Origin of the sequence: Saccharopolyspora aridisoli (assembly GCF_004348445.1) — a bacterium.
Classification (GTDB): domain Bacteria; phylum Actinomycetota; class Actinomycetes; order Mycobacteriales; family Pseudonocardiaceae; genus Saccharopolyspora; species Saccharopolyspora aridisoli.
Genome location: NZ_SMKV01000023.1, coordinates 16,723 through 34,852, shown reverse-complemented (window position 1 = coordinate 34,852; position 18,130 = coordinate 16,723). Strand labels below are relative to the sequence as shown.

Sequence of the window (18,130 nt, the reverse complement as noted above, 5' to 3'; positions counted from 1 at the left end):
CACATGCGTGCATCTCGGACATCCTTCCTGGCCGCCCAGACCGCTCTCGCGCTCATCGTGCCCATCAATGCCCACGCGGAGCCGGTGGCCGGCCCCACCGACGGGGTGCAGCCGTTGGAGCGAGCCCACGCTCACAACGACTACGAGCACCAGCAGCCGCTGTTCGACGCGCTCTCGCACGGTTTCCGGAGTGTCGAGGCCGATGTCTGGTTGGTGGACGGCGAGCTGTGCATCGGCCACGACGCGCCCGACTGCAGCCGCACCCTGGAGTCGCTCTACCTCGAGCCCCTGGCCGAGATCGCCGGTGCCAACGGCGGCGAGATCTACGACGGTGCCACCGAGCCGCTGCGCCTCTACGTCGACGTCAAGGACGGCGGCCAGGCGGTGTGGGATGTGCTCGCCGACCAGCTCAACGACCGCCCGCAACTGGTCAGCTCGTGGGCGAACGACCGCGAGACCACTCGCGCCGTCGAGGTCGTCGTCTCCGGCCAGCTGGCCAACCAGACCTTCGAAGACCCGGTCCGCTGGGCGTCCGGGGACGGCCGCATCGCCACTCCGCCCCCGGCCGATGCCACCAGTGCCGACCTCGTGGTCCTCTCCGAGAACTGGACCCGGCTGTTCACCTGGCAAGGCGTCGGCCCCATGCCGGAGAACGAACGGCAGGAGCTGCACGAGCTCGTCGATCGCGCCCACGCCGGGGGCTACGAGGTGCGGTTCTGGGCCACTCCGGACATCGAGCCCGGCGCCCGGGAAGCGGTCTGGCGCGAACTGGTCGACGCCGACGTCGACCAGATCAACACCGATCACCTCACCGCGCTCGAGGAGTTCCTGAAGTCCCACGATCCCGCCGAACAGAACTCGTGACCCCGCCGCCGTCGCGAAGATCGATCAGGTCGTTGGCGGTGACGAGCGGAAATCGTCCATGAGCACGGCCTCGGTCCGAGTCCGGCGCTCCTCCTCGGCAGATCCCTGTTCCGCCGTCAGCGGAACCGCGATCCCGAGCGCCCGACCGGTGTCAAGATGAGCGCATGGCGGACGTTCTTGACTTCCAGCGCAAGCGCGAGGCCGCGCCCGAGCCGCTGTGGCGTGAGGAGCTCGGCCGCACCCTGCGTGCGACCAGGGAGGACCGCGGTGACCGGCTCGTCGACGTCGCCGAGCGAGCCGGTGTGTCGCCGCAGTACCTCTCGGAGGTCGAACGGGGCCGCAAGGAGCCGTCGAGCGAGATGATCGCCGCGATCACGGGCGCCCTCGGCGTCGAGCTGCCCGACCTGCTCATCAACATCGCCGGCCACGTCCAGCGCAACCGCCCGGCAGCCCGTCCCTCGGGCCCCGTCCTCCTGGCGGCCTGAGAGGCTGCTGGGGAGGGCGGCTGCCGCTGTTCCAGGTGCGGGACTCAGCTCGCCGTCGCTGCGCTCCCCGACGGGTTTTGCGCCACCCGGTTCGCACGGTGATCGCTCAACAACGCCTAACTCCGCTCGTCCAGGACGTGGTCGGCGAGGTTGTAGGCGACGGCCTCCTGCGCGTCGAAGACGCGGTCCCGGTCGGTGTCGTGCCGCAGCGTCGGCACGTCCTGGCCGGTGTGCTCGGAGAGGATCTCCTCCAGCTGGGTGCGGACCCGGACCACCTCGTCCGCTTGCAGGATCAGGTCCGGAATGGTGCCCCGGCCCTGCGCGGCCGGCTGGTGCAGCACCACCCGCGTGTGCGGCAGAACGGCGCGATGGCCGGGTGCACCGGCGGCCAGCAGCACCGCGCTGGCCGCGACCGCCTGGCCGACGCAGGTCGTGGCGACCGGGGCCTTGATGTAGCGGATGGTGTCGTAGAGCGCGAGCATCGCGGACGGGTCACCGCCCTCGGAGTTGATGTAGAGGTTGATCTCCCGATCGGGGCTGTCGGCCTCCAGGTGCAGCAGCTGAGCGATCAGCGCGTTCGCGACACCGGAGTCGATCGGCGTGCCGAGGTAGACGATGCGCTCGGCAAGCAGGTGCGAGTAGACGTCCATGATCCGCTCGCCGTTGGTGCTGCGGGTGATGACGTTGGGGATCGTGTAGCTGGTCATGCTCGAACCCCCGTCTCCGCGCTGAGCCCCATGGGCGTGCGCATCGGCATCACCTGGCCCAGGCCGTCGACGATGTGGTCGACGAACCCGTACTCGCGTGCCTGCTCGCTGCTGAACCAGCGATCGTGCAACGAGTCGGCGAAGACCCGCTCGACCGGCTGGCCGGTGTCCTCGGCGATGATGCCGAGCACCGTGTCCCGCGTGTAGCGCAGGTCGTCGGCCTGCACCTCGACCTCGACGGCCGAACCGCTGATCCCCGCCGAACCCTGGTGCATCAGGATTCGCGCGTGCGGCAGCGCGAAGCGCTTGCCGGGAGTGCCCGCCGACAGCAGGAACTGTCCCGCGCTGCACGCGAGTCCGAGGGCGAGCGTGGACACGTCGCACGGCACGAGCCGCATCACGTCGCGGATCGCGAGCATCGAGGGCACCGAGCCGCCGGGGGAGTGGATCCACAGCGCGATGTCCTTGCCCGGATCGGAGTGGGCGAGGGACAGCACCTGCGTGATCAGCACCGTCCCGTTGTCGTCTTCGAGCGGACCGTCGAGGACCAGGACCCGCTGGCTGAAGAACCGTTCGCGAAGCCGGTTGTCGAACATCGGCTGCTTCTCATCGTTGGCCATGACCCGACCATGCCGCCGGAACCCCGCTCCCGGAGTCCCCTGCTGCTCAGAGCAGATCCGCCGTCAGCGGCGTGCCATCGTGCCGGCTCTGCCGGTCATGGCCGTGAACAGTTCCGCGGGCGAGTCGATGAGTTGTCCCTTGGTGACGCGGATGAGCTTGCTGGGCAAGCGACGCGCCGACCATCCCAGGTCAAGAACGGACAACCCAGCCCGGTCCCGGGCGCCGGATTTCAGTGGATCCGGTACCCCTTGGGGATCGGGGCGGGACGGATCGTCTCGGGCCGGGGCGATAATGGCCGGCATGCTGACCAACGCGCGCACCGTGCTCGGCGCGGGTGTGGCGGTGTGCCTGGTGCTCACCGCTGGAGTGTGGGCGGGCGGCTGGTGGCTCGGTGATGTCGCTCTGCTGCCCGACCAGGGCGCTTCCTGGTACTACTGGAAGCTCCCCGAGCCCACGTTGTGGACCAGGGCATCGGCGTGGGCCGGCTACACCGCGCACCAGCTGGTCAGCTGGTGGCTGATCTTCCACGCGCAGCGGCACGTCCGGACCTACACCGGCGGGCTGCATCCGGTGAACGTGGTTGCGCTGGTGGCCAACCTCGGCTTCATCGTGCTGCACGAGGTGCAGACGCAGGTGTTCTACGACGGCCTGGCGCAGGACGTTTCGATCTTCAGCTCGCAGGGCTCGGTGATCGTGCTGCTGATCGTCGTGCTGATCATGGAGAACCGGCGCAGGGGCATGTTCTTCGGTCGGCCCGCCCCGATCTCCGCGGAGATCACGCGGTTCTTCCGGAAGTACCACGGTTTCCTGTTCAGCTGGGCCGCGGTCTACACGTTCTGGTACCACCCGATGGAAACCACGAGCGGGCACCTGATCGGCTTCGTCTACATGTTCCTCCTGCTGCTGCAGGGGAGCCTGTTCTTCACCCGGTCCCACACCAACCGCTGGTGGACGCTGACCCTGGAGCTGCTGGTGGTCGTGCACGGAACCCTGGTCGCGGTGATGAACACCGGGCCCGACGGCCTGTGGCCGATGTTCCTCTTCGGCTTCCTGGGGGTTTTCGTCATCTCCCAGATGCACGGCCTGGGCCTGGCGAGGAGCACCCGCTGGGTGCTGGTCGTCCTCCACCTCGGTGCGGCGATCGCGGTGTACTGGACCAGGTCGCTCACCGAGCTCGACGAGATCGTGCGCATCCCGCTGATCGAATACCTGGTCGTGGCGGTGCTCGCGCTGCTCACCTGGCTCGGTCTGCGCGGCTTGCGCCTGCTCCGCAGGCCGGAGCAGCAGCGCGAACCCGCCGGGCGGTCCTAGTCGGAGTCGGCAGCGCACTGCCTGCGGCCGGGCCTTTCGCCCCTGCCTGCCGGGAAGATCCGCCGGGACCCTTCCGTACTAGAGCCGGACACCAGCCTGAGGGGATCCGAACATGACCGCCGAACAGCCGTACCCGCGACCGGTGCCTCCCGCGATGGCGTTCCCAGCGCCCACCAACGGCATGTCGGTGGCCGCGCTGGTCCTGGGCATTCTCGGGGTCGCACCGCTGGCGGTGATCTTCGGTCACATCGCCGTGCGCGACATCAGGAAGAACCCGCCGCAGTCCGGGTACGGCATGGCGATCGCCGGACTGGTGCTGGGGTACGTGGTCCTGGCGGCGTGGGCGATGATCCTGCTCTTCTTCCTGGTCGTCATGATCGGAGCGTCCACCACCAGCGCGCTGGGCGCGTAGCTGGCGTTCTGCCTTGAGGGGTGGTCGGCCGGTGCCGGGGAGGGGAAGGCGCACCGGCCGACCTGGAACCGCTATCTCGGTGGGGAGTCAGCCGAGCGGTTCCTGATTCAGGGACGTGTCGTCATCCGTCTGCTGCCCTCGCCATCCGCAACGCCGCTTCGTAGCACTCCGGGCACGTCGACCACAGCCATGCGATCTCGGAGTTGTCCGAGATCTGATCGACCTTGCCGCACAACGTCGTGACCGCGGTTCCGCTCGGATAGACCAGCGCGCCTTCCGGTCGGCGGTCAGTGCTCGCGTGGCGTGCTGCGTTTGCCGGAACCCAATGGAACGAATACATCGCAACCCCCCAGATAGTTTGGTTGTCGCGAACCAGCATGTCTGTCTTGTAGACACTGATCAATTACCCGATTGCATGACTGTGCAGTTCAGGCGACGAAGCTACGATCTGTCTCATGCCTGTAGACACCAATCTGATGACGCCACGCGCACGCGCGTTGGCAGCGGCTATCAGGACCATCAGAGAGCAATCCGGTGTGAGTGGGCGTGAGCTGAGCCGACGTCTGGGGATGAGCCACGGGACGATTTCGCACTGGGAGACCGGACGCCGAGTGCCGACTCCAGAAGATGTGGCGTCGTTCCTGACCGCTGCCGGCGTAACAGGCCGGGAGAAGCAACGGTTGATCGAGTTGGCTCGGGATGCCAGCGAGCCGAACTGGCTCACTGTTGGCATGCCGGGCATTCCGCAACAGTTGGCCGGAGCGGTTGAGTGTGAGCGCTCCGCCTCGGCGATCGTCGAATGGGCGCCGCTCGGACTTCCTGGGCTGCTCCAGACAGCTGACTACGCAAGGGCTCTCGCTGTGGCGAGCGGCCTTCCCGCAAGCGAGATCGAGCAGAGAGTCACGCTGCGGATTGCCCGACGCGAAGCGCTCACCAAGCGGAATCCGGTCGAACTCATCGCGCTGATCGGCGAGGATGCGCTCAAGGACAAGATCGGTACATCAGGAGTCATGGAGGATCAGCTGCGCCATCTTCTGGAGTTCTCCGAGAGGGAGAACGTCACGATCCAGGTGGTCAAACCCCGCATTGGCTGGCATCCCGGGCATGCTGGGCCGTTTGTGCTCTACGACTTCCCGGATGCCCCACCCGTATTGCACTTTGAGCACTTCAGCTCGGGTGCTTTCGTCCCCGATGCCGACGACGTGCTCGCCTATCGCCAGGCCATCTCCGGAATCCGTAAGGTCGCGCTCGGTGCTGATGCGAGTATCAAGCTGATCAAGGGTCTCTTGAAGGGCAAGGAGCAGTGATGGACGAGGTCGTGGCTGGTTGGCGCAAGTCGTCCCGCAGTCAACCGAATGGAAACTGCGTGGAGGTTGGTCGCGTGGTCGGCTGGCGCAAGTCGAGCTTCAGCCACCCCAACGGTGACTGCATCGAGGTGGGGGACTTATCCGGCCACGCTGCGGTGCGTGATTCGAAGGCGCCGGACGCGGGGTACTTCACGGCGACGCCGTCGCAGTGGGGGGTGTTCATCGACGCGGTGAAGGGTGACCGGTTCTCGCTTTGAGACGCTGCGGGCACGGTGCGTCAACCGTGCCGCGATCCTACGGAGCGTGCACGTCTAACTACGGAACGCCATTTCGCCTGAAGCGGATCTTCCGGGCTGTGGGTGTGGACCCGATTCGCCGTGAATCGTTGCGCTTGAGCTCTCGACCTGGCGCGTCGTCCCGACTAGACAGGCACCCAACACAAGGACGACGGAACAACGAGGTTCAGCCATGTCGGACTCCGTGCAGCACGCTGCGGGCCCTGGTCGCACCCGGGATGAGAAGCGGTTGCTCGCCAGCACGCTCGTCGGGACGACCATCGAGTGGTACGACTTCTTCATCTACGCGCAGGCGGCGAGCCTGGTGTTCGCACCGCACTTCTTCAAGCCGCTGAGCGCGGACGCACCGGGGGTCGCCAGCCTGCTGTCGCTGGCGACCATCGGCATCAGCTTCCTGTTCCGGCCGCTCGGGGCGATCGTCGCCGGGCGGTTCGGGGACCGGCTCGGGCGCAAGGCGATGCTGGTCATGACCCTGATCATGATGGGTGCGGCGACCGCGCTGATCGGGCTGCTGCCGACCTACGCCCAGATCGGGGTCGCGGCGCCGATCCTGCTCATCGTGCTGCGGGTCGTGCAGGGCTTCTCCGCAGGCGGTGAGTGGGGTGGTGCGGCGCTGATGGCCGTCGAGCACGCACCGCTCGGCAAGCGCGGTTACTTCGGCTCCTACCCGCAGACCGGCGTGCCGCTCGGGTTGATCCTGGCCACCGGCGTGCTGTGGGTGATCAGCTCGTCGACCAGCGAGGAGCAGTTCCTCGCCTGGGGCTGGCGGATCCCGTTCCTGCTGTCGGTCGTGCTCATCGTGTTCGGCTACCTCGTGCGCCGCATGGTCGAGGAGAGCCCGGTGTTCCAGGAGATGCTGGAGCGCAAGGCCCACTCCTCGGCACCGCTGCAGGAGTTGTTCCGCAGCAACACCCGCAACGTCGTGCTGGCTGCGCTGATCTTCGTCGCCAACAACGCCGCCGGCTACCTGGTCATCGCCTACTTCCTCAGCTACGGCAAGACCCTCGGGCTGTCCCGGCCGACCGTGCTGCTGGCGACGATCGTCGGAGCCGTCGGATGGCTGGTGTTCACCGTCCACTCCGGTGCGCTGTCCGACCGGATCGGGCGGGTGCGCACGTTCCAGATCGGCTACGCGGCCGTGTTCGTGTGGATGCTGCCGATGTTCCTCATGATGGGAACCGGCAGCGGCGTGCTGTTCGCGCTGGCCATCGTGGTGCTGTCGTTCGGCATCGGGCTGTCCTACGGGCCGATGTCGGCGATGTACGCCGAGATGTTCCCCGCCAACGTGCGCTACTCCGGTGTGTCCATCGGGTATGCCTTCGGCGCCATCCTCGGCGGGGCCTTCGCGCCCACCATCGCCGAAGCGCTGACCCAGGCCACGGGCAGCGCCTACGCGGTCGGCGCGTACATCATGGTGCTCAGCGTCATCTCGATCATCGCCGTCACCATGGTCCGCGAACCCCGCGGAGCCGACCTGAACGCGTAGTCCCGTCCTCGGCGGTGCGGGGGTATCGCGCGCGAAACCCCCGCACCCACAGCGGTTCCTCGCCGCATCGTCACCGTGCCCTTGTCAGCAGCCGGACCGGCCGCGATCGGAACGGGTTGTGGAGGTGGGTGGCGCTGCGGCAGGCGGTCTCAGCGCTGGTCCGACGGCAGCTGCTGACCCTCTCCCGGCTCGGCGCGAGGAAGTTCCGCAGCGTCCGGGTGGCAACCGCCCTCATCGGCGCAGGATCAGCACGGCCGTCCTCGCCGTGGCGTCGTCGCAGTGGTGACGCCGCCGCTCAACGAGGAAGGCTGCCGCCCTCTTCGTTTCCCGTGGTTACCAGTACCTCTCGATGTGCGTTTTCGCTGGGCGGCGATGATGAGTGCGCTGGCGGCGAGTGGGGGAAGTGCCCACAGAGCAGTGGTGATGTAGCCGTTCTGGTCGGGCAGTAGCGCGCCGTTCTGGGTGGTGGCGGCGAGCAGCGAACCGGCGAGTGCGCTTCCGATGCTCATACCGGTGCTGCGAGCGATCTGGTTGATCGAGAGCACGCTGGCCGTCTCCTCCTGCGGAACCCCGACGAGGATGAGTTCGGGCATGACTGCGAACAGTCCTCCGACGGCGAAGCCGAGCAGGGCTATCGCGGCGAGCACAGCCGGCAACGATCGGTTGCCGAAAGCGAAAAGCAGCGCGCTGGCGGCGGCGAGCGCGACCGAGAGCGCGTACGTCCCACGCTCGGTGATGCGCGCGTTGAGGCGGGGCACCGCACTTCCTGCGGCGAACCCGAGCAGCGAGAACGGAATCAGCGCCGCACCCGCGGCGACACCGGGAAGTGCGAATCCGTAGTGGGCCCCCGCCGGGGTCTGCACGTAGCGGGTGAACAGGCTGAACAGCAGGTACAGGCCCGTTCCCGCCACGAGTATCGCCAGGTTCGCGCGCAGGACGGGCCCTTGGCTGAGCAATCGAAGGTCCACCAATGGCGCTGTGGTGCGCAGCTCGATGAACGCCCACACGGTCAAGATCGTGGTGGTGCCGATGAGGACGCCACCGGCCAGCCACGCGTTCGACCACATCGAGGGCGTGGCGATGACGATGAGGATCCCGAGGGTCCCGAGCGCGAGGAGCAGGGCGCCCGCGACGTCGATCCGGGGTCGTTCCCCGAGTGCTTCAGCCGGCAGTGCCCGCCAGGCGATGGCGAGCGCGACGGCCGAAAGGAGGAGGCCGAGTCCGTACGCGGCGCGCAGGCCTGCGAATTGGTCGAGGAGGCTGATCACCGGATAGCCGACACCGATGCCGACGGTTGATGCGACCGACAACGCGGCGATGGTCGGCGCTGAGCGCTCCGATGGCAGGTGTGCGCGGGCGACGCTCATCAACAGCGCTCCGACCGCCACTCCGAGCCCCTGCAAACCGCGTCCGATCAGCAACGCCGCTAAGGGAAGCGGGAGCACGGTCAGCAGCCCACCCACCACGACCAGGGCGAGGGTGACCAAGATCGTCACACGCCTGTACGGGCCGCTGCCGAGCCTGCCGAGGATGGGGCCCGCGATCGCACCGCTGAACAGCGTCACCGTCAGTGTCCACTGCGCAGCGTCGAGGGAGACGTGCATTCCGGTGGCGACCGGAGTGATGAGGGGAGCTCCGACGCTGCCAATCACAGCCCCCGCCAACGCTGTGCACACCAACGCGATGCTCAACCGTCCATCGCGCTGGGCGGAGAAGGCGGTGCGGCTGCTCATCGGTTCGCCTCGGTGGTGATGTGCGAGAACAGGCCCGACTGGATCCGGGTGCGAACACCATCCGCCCACGCCTCGTCGACCTGCTCGACGTCCATGGCGGCGCCTGCGTTCAACAGCATCCCGAACGCGAGGAAGGTCTTCACGGTGACCGGGTCGAGGCCGGTGCCTTCCTCGGTCGTGTTCCACATCCGCGCGAAGCACTCCCGCACCGCGTCCCTCACCCCAGGGTCGCCACACGCGGCGAAGCCCTGGAGTTGAAGCAGCAACCGTGTCCGGTCGGCTAGTAGGTCGAAGTACTGGGCGCCCATCGCCGAGAGCGCATCGAGGCTCGTCTTATCCTCGCCCGCCTCTCTCATCCCGTCGCTGACGCGCTCGAACGCGGCCCGGACCAGCTCCAGGAACAGGGCCTTCTTCGTCCCGAACATTCGGAAGACGTACGCCTGCGTAATCCCCGCCTTCTTCGCGATCGCTTCGGTCGATGCTCCGTGCAACCCGTGTTCCGCGAACTCCGGCGCCGCGATGGCGAGCACCTGGGCGCGTCGCTGGGCGCCGCTCATCCGTTCAGCCACAACAAGCAAGTTACCAGTTACTAACTACTAACTAAAAGCGCCATTGGCCTACCCACGCCTCGTTGCCCGTCGAGGGGCGGGTCGACTAGATAAGCCCACGTCGACGCCGGATGCGAATCTCCTTGACACGCATCGGAACAAGCGTGATCACGGCCGTCCTCGCCGTGGCGTCGTCGCCGTGGTGGCACCACCGAGGGTCGGAACCTCAGCGGGGGAGGTTGTCGCCCTCGTGATTGATCGCGTTGCGGGCGATCTCCAGCGGGGCCCAGCCCTCGTCGGTGGTGAACGGGCCGCCGTCGTTCCCGTGGTGCCAGTACCTGAGGCAGAAGTCGCCGTTGCGGACCAGCCGGATCGCCTGGTGGTCGATGTTCTCCGGGCTCGTGCAGTCGGGATCGCCGTTGTTGTTCAAGTCCTCGTCGAAACCGTACTTCTGGTGGGCCCAGTAGCCCTCGTCGATGGCGCGGTCGTAGTCGACCGTCGTGTCCTCCTCGGACCCGACCAGGCTCCAGTCGATCCCCTCGGCCCACGGATCGTCGAACCCCCGGTCCTTCGCGCCGTCCGCGGACTCGTGCAGCTTGCTGATGAATCCCGAGCCGCCGTCCTGCGCCCGCGTCATCTGCCACCACTGGTGCGAGCACTGGGCCGGATCCGAGCACGGGTCCTTGGTGATCCCGCCGTGCGGTGTGCCGAGCGTGACTACGTCGTCGACTTCGACCTCCGGTGGGAAACCCGCCCAGCCCTCACGCGTTCCGAGCACCGCGACTCGGGTGACCAGGCCGCCCATCGAGTGGGCCACGACGTCCACCGACTGCCCCTTGCTCGTGTAGTCGGTGTAGATGTGGTTGGCGAACTCCTCTGCGAGGTCCTGGATCGGTGTGTCGTTGTCGTTGTTGCCCCGGCCGCCGACGAACTCGTCACAGCCTTCATCGCCCTCGTAGTAGCCGATCGTGCGCACCGAGCGCCCGTCGAACTCCGCTCGGGCGTTGCCCCACAGGTCTTCGCAGTCCGCGTCAGCGCCCTCGTTGTAGCCGTGGACCAGCAGAACCGGTTCGGAATCCGCAGCGGCCGGCTCGGCCGAGGCGACAGCGGGTGCGGTCATGCCCAAGCCCGCGGCAAGGATTGCCGCGGACACTCGGCGCCATCGTTGATCGCGCATCGAACATCCCCCAGAGATCGACGTTCGATCAACGCTAGGGCGATCTCACCAGGCGCGCAACCGAGATGAGGAGCACGAATCCTCGTTCTGAGCGATCACAACGGTCGCTCATCACACCGGGACACCAGGGCTGACCGGAGGCGCCGACCTCGCTCGGCGGGTGAAGACCGCCAGGAACGTGCCGCGCAGCACGTAGAGCGCGGCGTTGGCCAGGGTGGTCCCGCCCCGAGCGCTGTCAACATCGCGGCCTGCCCGACGACGTGGCCGCGGAGCGCTCTCAGCAGCTCCGCGGCTCGCCTGCGGTGACCGCCCATGAACGCCCTCCCTCGCCGCGCACCGTTGCGAGCATCAGAACAGGTGCGGAGTGCGGGCGTTCCCGGTGAACGACCTGAGAAAGAGTTTGGAAGGCTGGGTCAGCGGTCGTCGTGCAGCCACTCGTCGTAGAAGGCGGGGAGGTCCGAGGCACGGCCGCGGAACTGCGGGTCGCGCTTCTCGGTGAAGGCTGCGACGCCTTCGGCGCCGTCACCGACGCTCGTGTAGAACATCGCCAGCGAATCGATCCGGTGCGCGTCGCGGGGGTGGTCGAGGGCGCTGTTGCGGCGCATCATCTGCCGGGTGAGCGCCGTGGCGACCGGTGACCTGCCCTTGGTCCAGGCGTCGGCGAGTTCGAGCGCGGTGTCCAGCAGCGATTCGGGTGCGTGGACGGCGTCGGCGAGCCCGGCCTCCGCGGTGGCGGCGGAGTCGAGGATGTCGGCGCGGTAGACGAGGTCGAGCGCTTTCGACATGCCGACGATGCGCGGCAGGAACCACGTCGAAGCGGCCTCGGGCACGATGCCGAGACGACCGAAGACAAGGCCGAACCGCGCCTTGCTCGACATCAGGCGTGCGTCCATGGCCAGCGTCATCGTCGCGCCGATGCCCACGGCGGCGCCGTTGATGGCGGCGATGACCGGCTTGCGGCAATCGTGGATCGCCAGCGTGACCCGGCCGCCGGTGTCCCGGATGCGGCGGAGTTCGGGGGAGGAGAGGTCCTGCATGTCGGCGAGCGTGGGCGACTGCGACTCGTCCAGGCCGAAGACGTTGCCCTCGCTGCTGAGGTCCATCCCCGCGCAGAACGCGCGGCCAGCGCCGGTCACGACGACCGCCCGGATGGAGTCATCGTCGTTGACCTCGACGAACGTCTCCTCCAGCTCGTCGGCCATGGTGGGGGTGAAGGCGTTGAGGTGGTCCGGGCGGTTGAGCGTGACGACGAGTACGCCGTCGGTGACGTCGTGTCCGATGGTGCTCGGTTGCACACTCGTCTCCTCGTGGTCTGGTCGTGGACCCTGCGCAGGCGGATGGTTCACCGATGTTGACACAGCCGTGCTCGGAAGCGACGTGGTCCTGATCACGAGCAGCGGTTCACCTCGACCGCGAGGTCTGAGCGGGATACCCGCTCCTCCTCGCCGGCGCAGGCGCACGTGGGCGCTCAGCTCCGGGATCTACCCGTGGTCGCCGGAGCTGATCCCAGGTCTGCTTCGAGCACGACCGACTACGCTCGTCGTCCGCGCGATGCCGGTGCGCCGTGCGCCCCGCACCTACCACGGTGCCGACGGCGTGGAGGCCCCGTCGATGCGCCGGTTCCGCGAGAACATGATCGAATCGACCCGGCCGCACGTGGGCTGAACCGGAGGAGGAACCGTGGACGCGCCGTTGATCACCATCGAGGAGCCGGGATCGTTCGGGTGGCGGGTGTTCCACGAACGCCATCCGGTGATGATCGAGCGGTTGTGCGCGGCGCACCCGTTCGGGCCGGACGTGCGGGAGGCGTTGTCCGCGCTGTTGCGGGAGTCGACCGAGGGCGTGGTCGAGCCGTTGGAGGACGACGCGCCGGACCACGGTGTCTGGGCGGGCTGGATGGCCGATCAGGTCGGTCGGCCGTGGGCGGGAGCCTCGTTCCTGTGGGCCGAGAGCTACTTCTTCCGCAAGCTGCTGGCGGCGACCGGGTTCTTCGCGCCGGGGCCTTGGCGGGGTGTGGACCCGTTCGCGCCGATGAAGCGGGCCGAGCTGCACAACGCGGCCACCGCCGAAACGCTCAAGGCACTCGACGAGCTCCCGCACCTCAGCGACCCCGAACGGGACGCCGCCGTGGTCCAGGCCGCGGTGTGGGGCAATCAGGCCGACCTGGCGTTCCAGCTGTCCACCGACGCGAGCGGTTCCACGTCGGGCCTGGTCGCGGGCTCGCCCGAGGAGTTCTGGTCGCTGTTCGACGAGCCAGGCCCGGTCCACCTCGTCGCCGACAACTCGGCGGGGGAGCTCGCCGCCGACCTCGTGGTCATCGACCGGCTGCTCACCACCGGGCGTGCCGCCCGGGTCGTCCTGCACGTCAAGCCAGGCCCCTACTACGTCTCCGACGCCACCCCGACCGACGTGCTGGTGGTGCTGCACCACCTCTGCGGGCTGGGAGGTGAGGCGGGGCAGGTGGGCAGCCGTGTTGAGAACGCCCTGCGAGCAGGGGAGATCGCGGTTCGAGCGCATCCCTTCTTCTGCGCGCCGTTCGATTTCGGCGCCATGCCGGACGACCTGCGCGCCGAGTTCGCCTCAGCCGCCGTGACGATCTTCAAGGGCGACCTCAACTACCGCCGCCTCGTCGGCGACCGCCACTGGCCGGTCGATCGGCCGTTCGCGGACGCGGTGTCGCACTTCCCGGGGCCGCTGGCCGCACTTCGCGTCCTCAAGTCGGAGGCCGTCGTAGGTCTGGAGCGCGCGACCGCGACGTCGTTGGACGCGGGCGGACAGCCCTGGCGGACGTCGGGCTCGCACGCCCTGATCCAAACCCGCTCCTGAACGGCGATCAGCCGGTAGCGTCGTCAACTGGCCGATGGGGGCATGTCGGTCAGTGGCGCGCTGCGAAGGAGATCCTGATGTCGGACTTCGAGACCCGCTCGCATCTGAACAGGCGGTCCCTGCTGCTGGGAACCGCCGGTGCACTGGGGATGGCGACCTTCCTGCCCGCTACCGGATGGGGCAAGGTGATGTCGTCGCAGCAGGAACATCCGCCGAACTGGCCTCCGATGGAGCCCTACGGGACCGCCGACACCCGCGTGGACCTGGAGCCCAGGGACGACAACTCCCGGATCCTCGACCTCGAACTCCGGCCTCGGGACGAGGAGCTGGGCCGGGTCTGGGTGCGCGACACCTACGTCAACTGCTTCATCGTCGACGACCAGCCGGTCTACGTCGCCACCGGCACGACTCGGGTCCCGGGCCTGCCTGCCGCGGCGCCGTGGAACGATGGGATCTTCGTGTGGACCGCCGAGTCCCTGGACGGGCCGTGGAAGCTGGTGGACACCACCGGGATCCGGCCCGGCGCGGAGAAGGGCAAGGTGTGGTCGCCGGAGTTCGTCGGCGAGAACGAAGCCGGGCGGATCGTGGTCGCGCCGTGGCAGCGGTACTCGGGTGAGGGAGCTGACAAGCGCGGGAACGTGTGGGCACCGGAGGTGCACCACTTCCGCGGAGCCTGGTACGTCGTGGCGTGCATGGGCGACCACTCGCGCAAGGTCGGTTCGTTCATGCTCAAGAGCGAGGGTGGGGTCGAGGGTCCGTACCGGGTGGTTGAGGGCAACCTCGAAAAGCCCTTCGGCGAGCTCAACCCCGGAGCTCCCGACTCCATCGATCCGAACGTGTACTACCACATCGACGGTGGCCTCTACGCCGAAGACGGCAAGGCTTGGCTGGTGCTGCACAACGACCTCTACGCCGAGTTCCAGGACGACATGGAGGACATCGTCCAGAAGACGAACCTCCCGAAGTTCCAGCAGGCGCGCTACGAGCCCGAGCCGTACCTCGAAGGTGCGCACGTGATCAAGCACGGCGGGAAGTACTTCCTCGTGCACGCGGCCTGGAGCAAGATCACGGTCAGCGGCGACACCACGCGGCACGCCTATGCGCCCGACGGTGAACGGGATCAGTACGACGCGATCATCGCCGTCTCGGACAACTTCGAAGGGCCCTACTCGAAGCGCTGGACCGGCGGCATCGGCGCGGGCCACAACAACCTGTTCGCCGACGCCGACGGGCAGCTGTGGGCCACGTTCTTCCGGAACCCGGTGGCGGGTCACTGGCACGAACCCGACAACCTGCCGCACGCCGCCGTGGCGGGTGTGGTCCGCATGGAGTGGACCGGTCCCGAAGGTGACCGCGTCTACGTCCAGCGCCGAGCCGAGTAGGAGCTCCTCGCGGCGGAGCCGCTGTTCCAGGTCTGGGGCTCGGCCTGCACCGCTCGAGTTCTGCCACCCGCACCGCCGAGCGAAAGACCACAGCAGCCCCTAGGAGCTACGGCACTGAGACCTGGCCGGCCTGGTCCACGTGCAGGGTCCAGACCGCCTTGTCCTTGGGCACTCGGTTGTTCGTGTCGCTGCCGAAGTCGATCTGTCCGGTCACCAGACCGTACTTCGACGGCAGGTCTTCGTCGGTCTGGTGCTGGTTGGCGTTGATCTGGCGCCACACGGTGCCGGCGGTGATCGGGATCGGTCCGCCTCGGTAGAGCTGGTTCGCGGCCCTGAGCAGCACGCTCGCGGCATCGTGGGCGAGCGCGGCGTGCCCGTCCAAGGACAGGTTGCCCTCCCTGGGTGGGCATTCGTCAGGCGGCATCGCCGGGTCGTACCCGGCGATGATGATGTTGAGCGTGCAGTAGAAGTCCAGCGCCGGGCCGACCACGGTTGCCCCGGAGTCGTTCGGGTCCGGCGTGCTCGGGGCCACCGCGAACGATTGGTAGTAGTACGGGATGCCGATCTTGGCGAAGCGCGTCGCCCGGTTGGCGACGTGACTGGCCACGTCGTCGCTGCCCAGGATCATGGGCGGGACGTCGGTCGGGCAGCCGATGCCCACGCCGGTGAGGAACTCCCGGAACTCGGTTCCACGCCCGGCGTAGTACACCAGCTCGTCCTTCCCGGCCTCGCAGGCTTCCAGGCCCGCGGTGTGCGGGTCCTCGTCGAGCCACTGGACCGTCGCCTCGGGGTGGACCCGGCGGAATTCGTTCTCGACATCGGTCCCGAGGTTGTGGCTGTAGGGGTCGACGCCGTCGCTGTAGATCTTGACCCCGGCGGTGCGGCCTCGTTCGCCCGCGAACTCGACGGCTCGCCGCGCCTGCGTGAGGTTCTGCGGCGAGACCTGGAAGTACAGCGGTGAGCGTTCGGGGATCTTGTCGTAGGACAGCGTCGAAGCGACCGTGGGAAGCCCTGCGGCACCGAGCCTTTCGATCACCTCGAAGGTCTCTTCGCGGCTGTAGTTGAGGCCGATCACGCCGATGGTGCTCGGATCCTGCTCGGCGAGCTCGGCGATCTGCTGGTCGACGACCTCCACGCCGTGGCCCATGTCCTTGCCGCCGTTGGCGATGAGCACTCGGGCCAGCGGCGTGTTGGGCTCGAAGTTCTGGTCGTACTGGGCCACCGCGATGCCGGCGAGCGTCTCGTGCTGGGCCGAGAGGTTGAAGGCACCCGCGCCCGGGGACAGATCACCGAGGTAGACCAGCGTGAGGACCGGGCGGCCCGTTTCCGCGGCCTTGTCCAGCGCCGCCTGGTTCTGCCGCGAGATCGTGTCGCCGATGGCGCGCAGGCCGGTCAGGATCGGATCGGCCTCCTGCGCGGCCTGCTGGGTCTGGCCGGGCGGCGCGTCGTCGATGAACTCCGCGAGGAAGGTGCCGTCGGTGACGCCGACGCACTCACCCGCCTTGTTCTCCATGCTGGTCAGACCGGGCGCGGCGCCGAACCAGTACCACGGAGGCTGGAACAGGATGCCGCAGTAGCCGACGCTGAACGAGGAGTACAAGTAGACCCCCACGCCGGCCAGCCCCAGCAGCAGCGTGACCGGCAGGGTTCGCCGCGACCACCACGGCGGGGGCGGCAGCGCGTACTTGTCGGCCGCGGCCAAGTGGCGCCGGATCTCGCTCTTTCTGGAATCCCCGGTCGCCGCCGGGGGGATCTCGACCGGCAGGTACCAGGTCATGTCCGTGCGCGCCCGCCGAGCTTCGTCGAGCTTGTGCCGCCACGCGCGGTACCCCTGCTCGTCGGCCTCGTGCGCGCGGGACACGACGTCCTGGACGTTGTCCACCGTCGGCTCGACGGCGTGCGGCGGGACCAGCGAGCTCGTGGTGATCAGCAGCAGCGGATCGACCAGCCCGGTCTCGTTGCGGATGTCGTTGACCAGCTGGAGAAGCGCGTAACCGCCGTTCGAGCGGGTGACGTTGTCCAGCAGCACCGTCGTGTAGGTCGTGCGCCACTTGCCGCGCAGCCGCCAGGGGAAGCGGCGGTAGGAACGACGCAGGTCCTCCAGCAACGTGTTGATCAGGAACTTCGCGACCTGCTCGGGAACCTCCTTGTTCCACTCGTTCTCGGTGAGGCGCTCGGCGAATCCGAGGAAGTTCCCGGGGACCTCGGGCGCCAGGTAGCTCTGCCGCCGGAACCACCGGTAGCCGCCGGTCAACGGCAGCCGCCAGTGCATCTTGAGCTGGAACCACAGCCACGGCACCAGGGCGAGCACCTTGAGGACCGACCAGATCGTCCGGTCCGGGGCGTCGGCGGTGTTGGTGTTGATCAACTCCGCGATCCGCTGCGCGGGGTCGCGACGCCACAGTCGTCTGCGCAGCTCGGCTTCTCGCCTCGGGATCTCGGTTCCGGAGAGGTCCTGCCGCATCAGCCACAGCGCCAGGCTGAACCGGGGGAAGCGCATCCGCCCGGCTTGGGCGTTGAGCGGGCCGTTGAGCTGCTCGGCGATGTCGGCGAGCAGTCCGCGGATCGTGTCGACCTCCGGCGGTGGCAGCGGGGCCTGCGCGGTGTGGTCGCCGTCCCTGGGATCCGCGGTGGAGGGCTCCAGGCGGATGTAGGCGTGCGGCACCCGGTGCGGGACGGCGCTCTTGAGCCTCTCGCCGATCGCCGGCAGCAGGTCCTCCAGCTCTCGCGGCCGGACGAGGCACAGCATCGGCAGCCCACCGCCGCTGTCGCTGCCTCTGCTGGTCCGCTCGGGCCGCCGTCCGTAGAGCGCGCGGATCAGCTCCAGGACCTGCACGACCCCGTGGAACAGCGGTAAGGACGGTGGACCGTCGTCCTTCACCGAAGCGAGAGTTCTGCTCATGAGCCCAATCCCCACATTGCGCACTAGGGCAGATGAAGGAGCGATGAGCGTAGCGGTGGGGGTGTGAGCGTGA

General features: G+C 68.1%; 17 protein-coding genes. 9 read left to right on the top strand and 8 right to left on the bottom strand.

The window, feature by feature from the left end; genetic code table 11:
• Window positions 1–3 precede the first annotated feature (3 nt).
• Together E1161_RS18195 and E1161_RS18190 are read left to right on the top strand one after the other, a co-directional pair.
• Complete coding sequence (locus tag E1161_RS18195; RefSeq protein ID WP_132624829.1) at window positions 4–864, top strand: PI-PLC domain-containing protein; 861 nt, start codon at window positions 4–6, stop codon at window positions 862–864.
• A 164-nt stretch (window positions 865–1,028) separates the two neighbouring features.
• Entirely contained in the window at window positions 1,029–1,349 is a 321-nt protein-coding gene (locus E1161_RS18190) for a helix-turn-helix domain-containing protein (RefSeq protein WP_132624827.1), read from the top strand.
• 116 nt (window positions 1,350–1,465) lie between these two features.
• Here the strand turns inward: E1161_RS18190 and E1161_RS18185 are convergent, their stop codons facing one another.
• Both E1161_RS18185 and E1161_RS18180 read right to left on the bottom strand, forming a co-directional pair.
• Window positions 1,466–2,056 carry a ClpP family protease gene (locus E1161_RS18185; protein ID WP_132624825.1) on the bottom strand — a complete coding sequence of 197 codons (591 nt, stop codon included), beginning with the start codon at window positions 2,054–2,056 and terminating at the stop codon, window positions 1,466–1,468.
• On the bottom strand, window positions 2,053–2,676 hold the full coding sequence (locus E1161_RS18180; RefSeq protein ID WP_132624823.1) for a ClpP family protease: 624 nt from the start codon (window positions 2,674–2,676) through the stop codon (window positions 2,053–2,055). The genes E1161_RS18185 and E1161_RS18180 overlap by 4 nt, the downstream gene beginning before the upstream one ends.
• A 301-nt stretch (window positions 2,677–2,977) precedes the next feature.
• Between E1161_RS18180 and E1161_RS18175 the strand changes: the two genes are divergently transcribed.
• Together E1161_RS18175 and E1161_RS18170 are read left to right on the top strand one after the other, a co-directional pair.
• Window positions 2,978–3,988: a hypothetical protein gene (locus tag E1161_RS18175; RefSeq protein ID WP_207920290.1), complete on the top strand. Its 1,011-nt coding sequence runs from the start codon at window positions 2,978–2,980 to the stop codon at window positions 3,986–3,988.
• 112 nt (window positions 3,989–4,100) lie between these two features.
• Window positions 4,101–4,400, top strand: a complete 300-nt coding sequence (locus E1161_RS18170) for a DUF4190 domain-containing protein (RefSeq protein ID WP_132624821.1) — start codon at window positions 4,101–4,103, stop codon at window positions 4,398–4,400.
• Between the two features lie 121 nt (window positions 4,401–4,521).
• On the opposite strand, the gene E1161_RS18165 is transcribed toward E1161_RS18170, so the two are convergent.
• Window positions 4,522–4,803, bottom strand: coding sequence for a zinc finger protein (locus E1161_RS18165; protein WP_235875127.1), 282 nt, complete (start codon window positions 4,801–4,803; stop codon window positions 4,522–4,524).
• A 52-nt stretch (window positions 4,804–4,855) separates the two neighbouring features.
• On the opposite strand from E1161_RS18165, the gene E1161_RS18160 reads away from it, so the two are divergent.
• From E1161_RS18160 to E1161_RS18150, 3 genes are all read left to right on the top strand, one after another.
• On the top strand, window positions 4,856–5,707 hold the full coding sequence (locus E1161_RS18160) for a helix-turn-helix domain-containing protein (RefSeq protein WP_132624819.1): 852 nt from the start codon (window positions 4,856–4,858) through the stop codon (window positions 5,705–5,707).
• Window positions 5,707–5,964, top strand: a complete 258-nt coding sequence (locus E1161_RS18155) for a DUF397 domain-containing protein (RefSeq protein ID WP_132624817.1) — start codon at window positions 5,707–5,709, stop codon at window positions 5,962–5,964. The genes E1161_RS18160 and E1161_RS18155 overlap by 1 nt, the downstream gene beginning before the upstream one ends.
• A gap of 211 nt (window positions 5,965–6,175) precedes the next feature.
• On the top strand, window positions 6,176–7,489 hold the full coding sequence (locus E1161_RS18150) for an MFS transporter (protein ID WP_132624815.1): 1,314 nt from the start codon (window positions 6,176–6,178) through the stop codon (window positions 7,487–7,489).
• A gap of 245 nt (window positions 7,490–7,734) precedes the next feature.
• Here E1161_RS18150 and E1161_RS18145 read toward each other — a convergent pair whose 3' ends face one another.
• The 4 genes from E1161_RS18145 to E1161_RS18130 all read right to left on the bottom strand — a co-directional run bounded on the left by E1161_RS18145 (window position 7,735) and on the right by E1161_RS18130 (window position 12,242).
• Window positions 7,735–9,222 (bottom strand): MFS transporter, encoded by a 1,488-nt coding sequence (locus tag E1161_RS18145; RefSeq protein ID WP_132624813.1) that lies wholly within the window; start codon window positions 9,220–9,222, stop codon window positions 7,735–7,737.
• Entirely contained in the window at window positions 9,219–9,752 is a 534-nt protein-coding gene (locus E1161_RS18140; RefSeq protein WP_235875126.1) for a TetR/AcrR family transcriptional regulator, read from the bottom strand. Before E1161_RS18140 ends, E1161_RS18145 begins: the two co-directional genes overlap by 4 nt.
• Before the next feature lie 244 nt (window positions 9,753–9,996).
• Complete coding sequence (locus E1161_RS18135) at window positions 9,997–10,923, bottom strand: esterase/lipase family protein (RefSeq protein WP_165939856.1); 927 nt, start codon at window positions 10,921–10,923, stop codon at window positions 9,997–9,999.
• 437 nt (window positions 10,924–11,360) lie between these two features.
• Window positions 11,361–12,242: a crotonase/enoyl-CoA hydratase family protein gene (locus E1161_RS18130; protein WP_132624809.1), complete on the bottom strand. Its 882-nt coding sequence runs from the start codon at window positions 12,240–12,242 to the stop codon at window positions 11,361–11,363.
• A 385-nt stretch (window positions 12,243–12,627) separates the two neighbouring features.
• On the opposite strand from E1161_RS18130, the gene E1161_RS18125 reads away from it, so the two are divergent.
• Both E1161_RS18125 and E1161_RS18120 read left to right on the top strand, forming a co-directional pair.
• Window positions 12,628–13,773, top strand: coding sequence for a damage-control phosphatase ARMT1 family protein (locus tag E1161_RS18125; RefSeq protein ID WP_207920289.1), 1,146 nt, complete (start codon window positions 12,628–12,630; stop codon window positions 13,771–13,773).
• Window positions 13,774–13,850: 77 nt separating this feature from the next.
• A complete protein-coding gene (locus tag E1161_RS18120) occupies window positions 13,851–15,155 on the top strand; it encodes a family 43 glycosylhydrolase (RefSeq protein ID WP_132624807.1) in 1,305 nt (434 codons plus the stop codon).
• Between the two features lie 106 nt (window positions 15,156–15,261).
• Here E1161_RS18120 and E1161_RS18115 read toward each other — a convergent pair whose 3' ends face one another.
• Window positions 15,262–18,057, bottom strand: a complete 2,796-nt coding sequence (locus E1161_RS18115) for a type 1 periplasmic-binding domain-containing protein (protein ID WP_132624805.1) — start codon at window positions 18,055–18,057, stop codon at window positions 15,262–15,264.
• Between the last annotated feature and the right edge of the window lie 73 nt (window positions 18,058–18,130).

Coding starts and splice junctions, on each gene's coding strand:
- E1161_RS18150 (WP_132624815.1), top strand. CDS start 6,176: ATGTCGGACTCCGTGCAGCACGCTGCGGGCCCTGGTCGCACCCGGGAT.
- E1161_RS18145 (WP_132624813.1), bottom strand. CDS start 9,222: ATGAGCAGCCGCACCGCCTTCTCCGCCCAGCGCGATGGACGGTTGAGC.
- E1161_RS18175 (WP_207920290.1), top strand. CDS start 2,978: ATGCTGACCAACGCGCGCACCGTGCTCGGCGCGGGTGTGGCGGTGTGC.
- E1161_RS18155 (WP_132624817.1), top strand. CDS start 5,707: ATGGACGAGGTCGTGGCTGGTTGGCGCAAGTCGTCCCGCAGTCAACCG.
- E1161_RS18195 (WP_132624829.1), top strand. CDS start 4: ATGCGTGCATCTCGGACATCCTTCCTGGCCGCCCAGACCGCTCTCGCG.
- E1161_RS18120 (WP_132624807.1), top strand. CDS start 13,851: ATGTCGGACTTCGAGACCCGCTCGCATCTGAACAGGCGGTCCCTGCTG.
- E1161_RS18160 (WP_132624819.1), top strand. CDS start 4,856: ATGCCTGTAGACACCAATCTGATGACGCCACGCGCACGCGCGTTGGCA.
- E1161_RS18115 (WP_132624805.1), bottom strand. CDS start 18,057: ATGAGCAGAACTCTCGCTTCGGTGAAGGACGACGGTCCACCGTCCTTA.
- E1161_RS18170 (WP_132624821.1), top strand. CDS start 4,101: ATGACCGCCGAACAGCCGTACCCGCGACCGGTGCCTCCCGCGATGGCG.
- E1161_RS18180 (WP_132624823.1), bottom strand. CDS start 2,676: ATGGCCAACGATGAGAAGCAGCCGATGTTCGACAACCGGCTTCGCGAA.
- E1161_RS18185 (WP_132624825.1), bottom strand. CDS start 2,056: ATGACCAGCTACACGATCCCCAACGTCATCACCCGCAGCACCAACGGC.
- E1161_RS18190 (WP_132624827.1), top strand. CDS start 1,029: ATGGCGGACGTTCTTGACTTCCAGCGCAAGCGCGAGGCCGCGCCCGAG.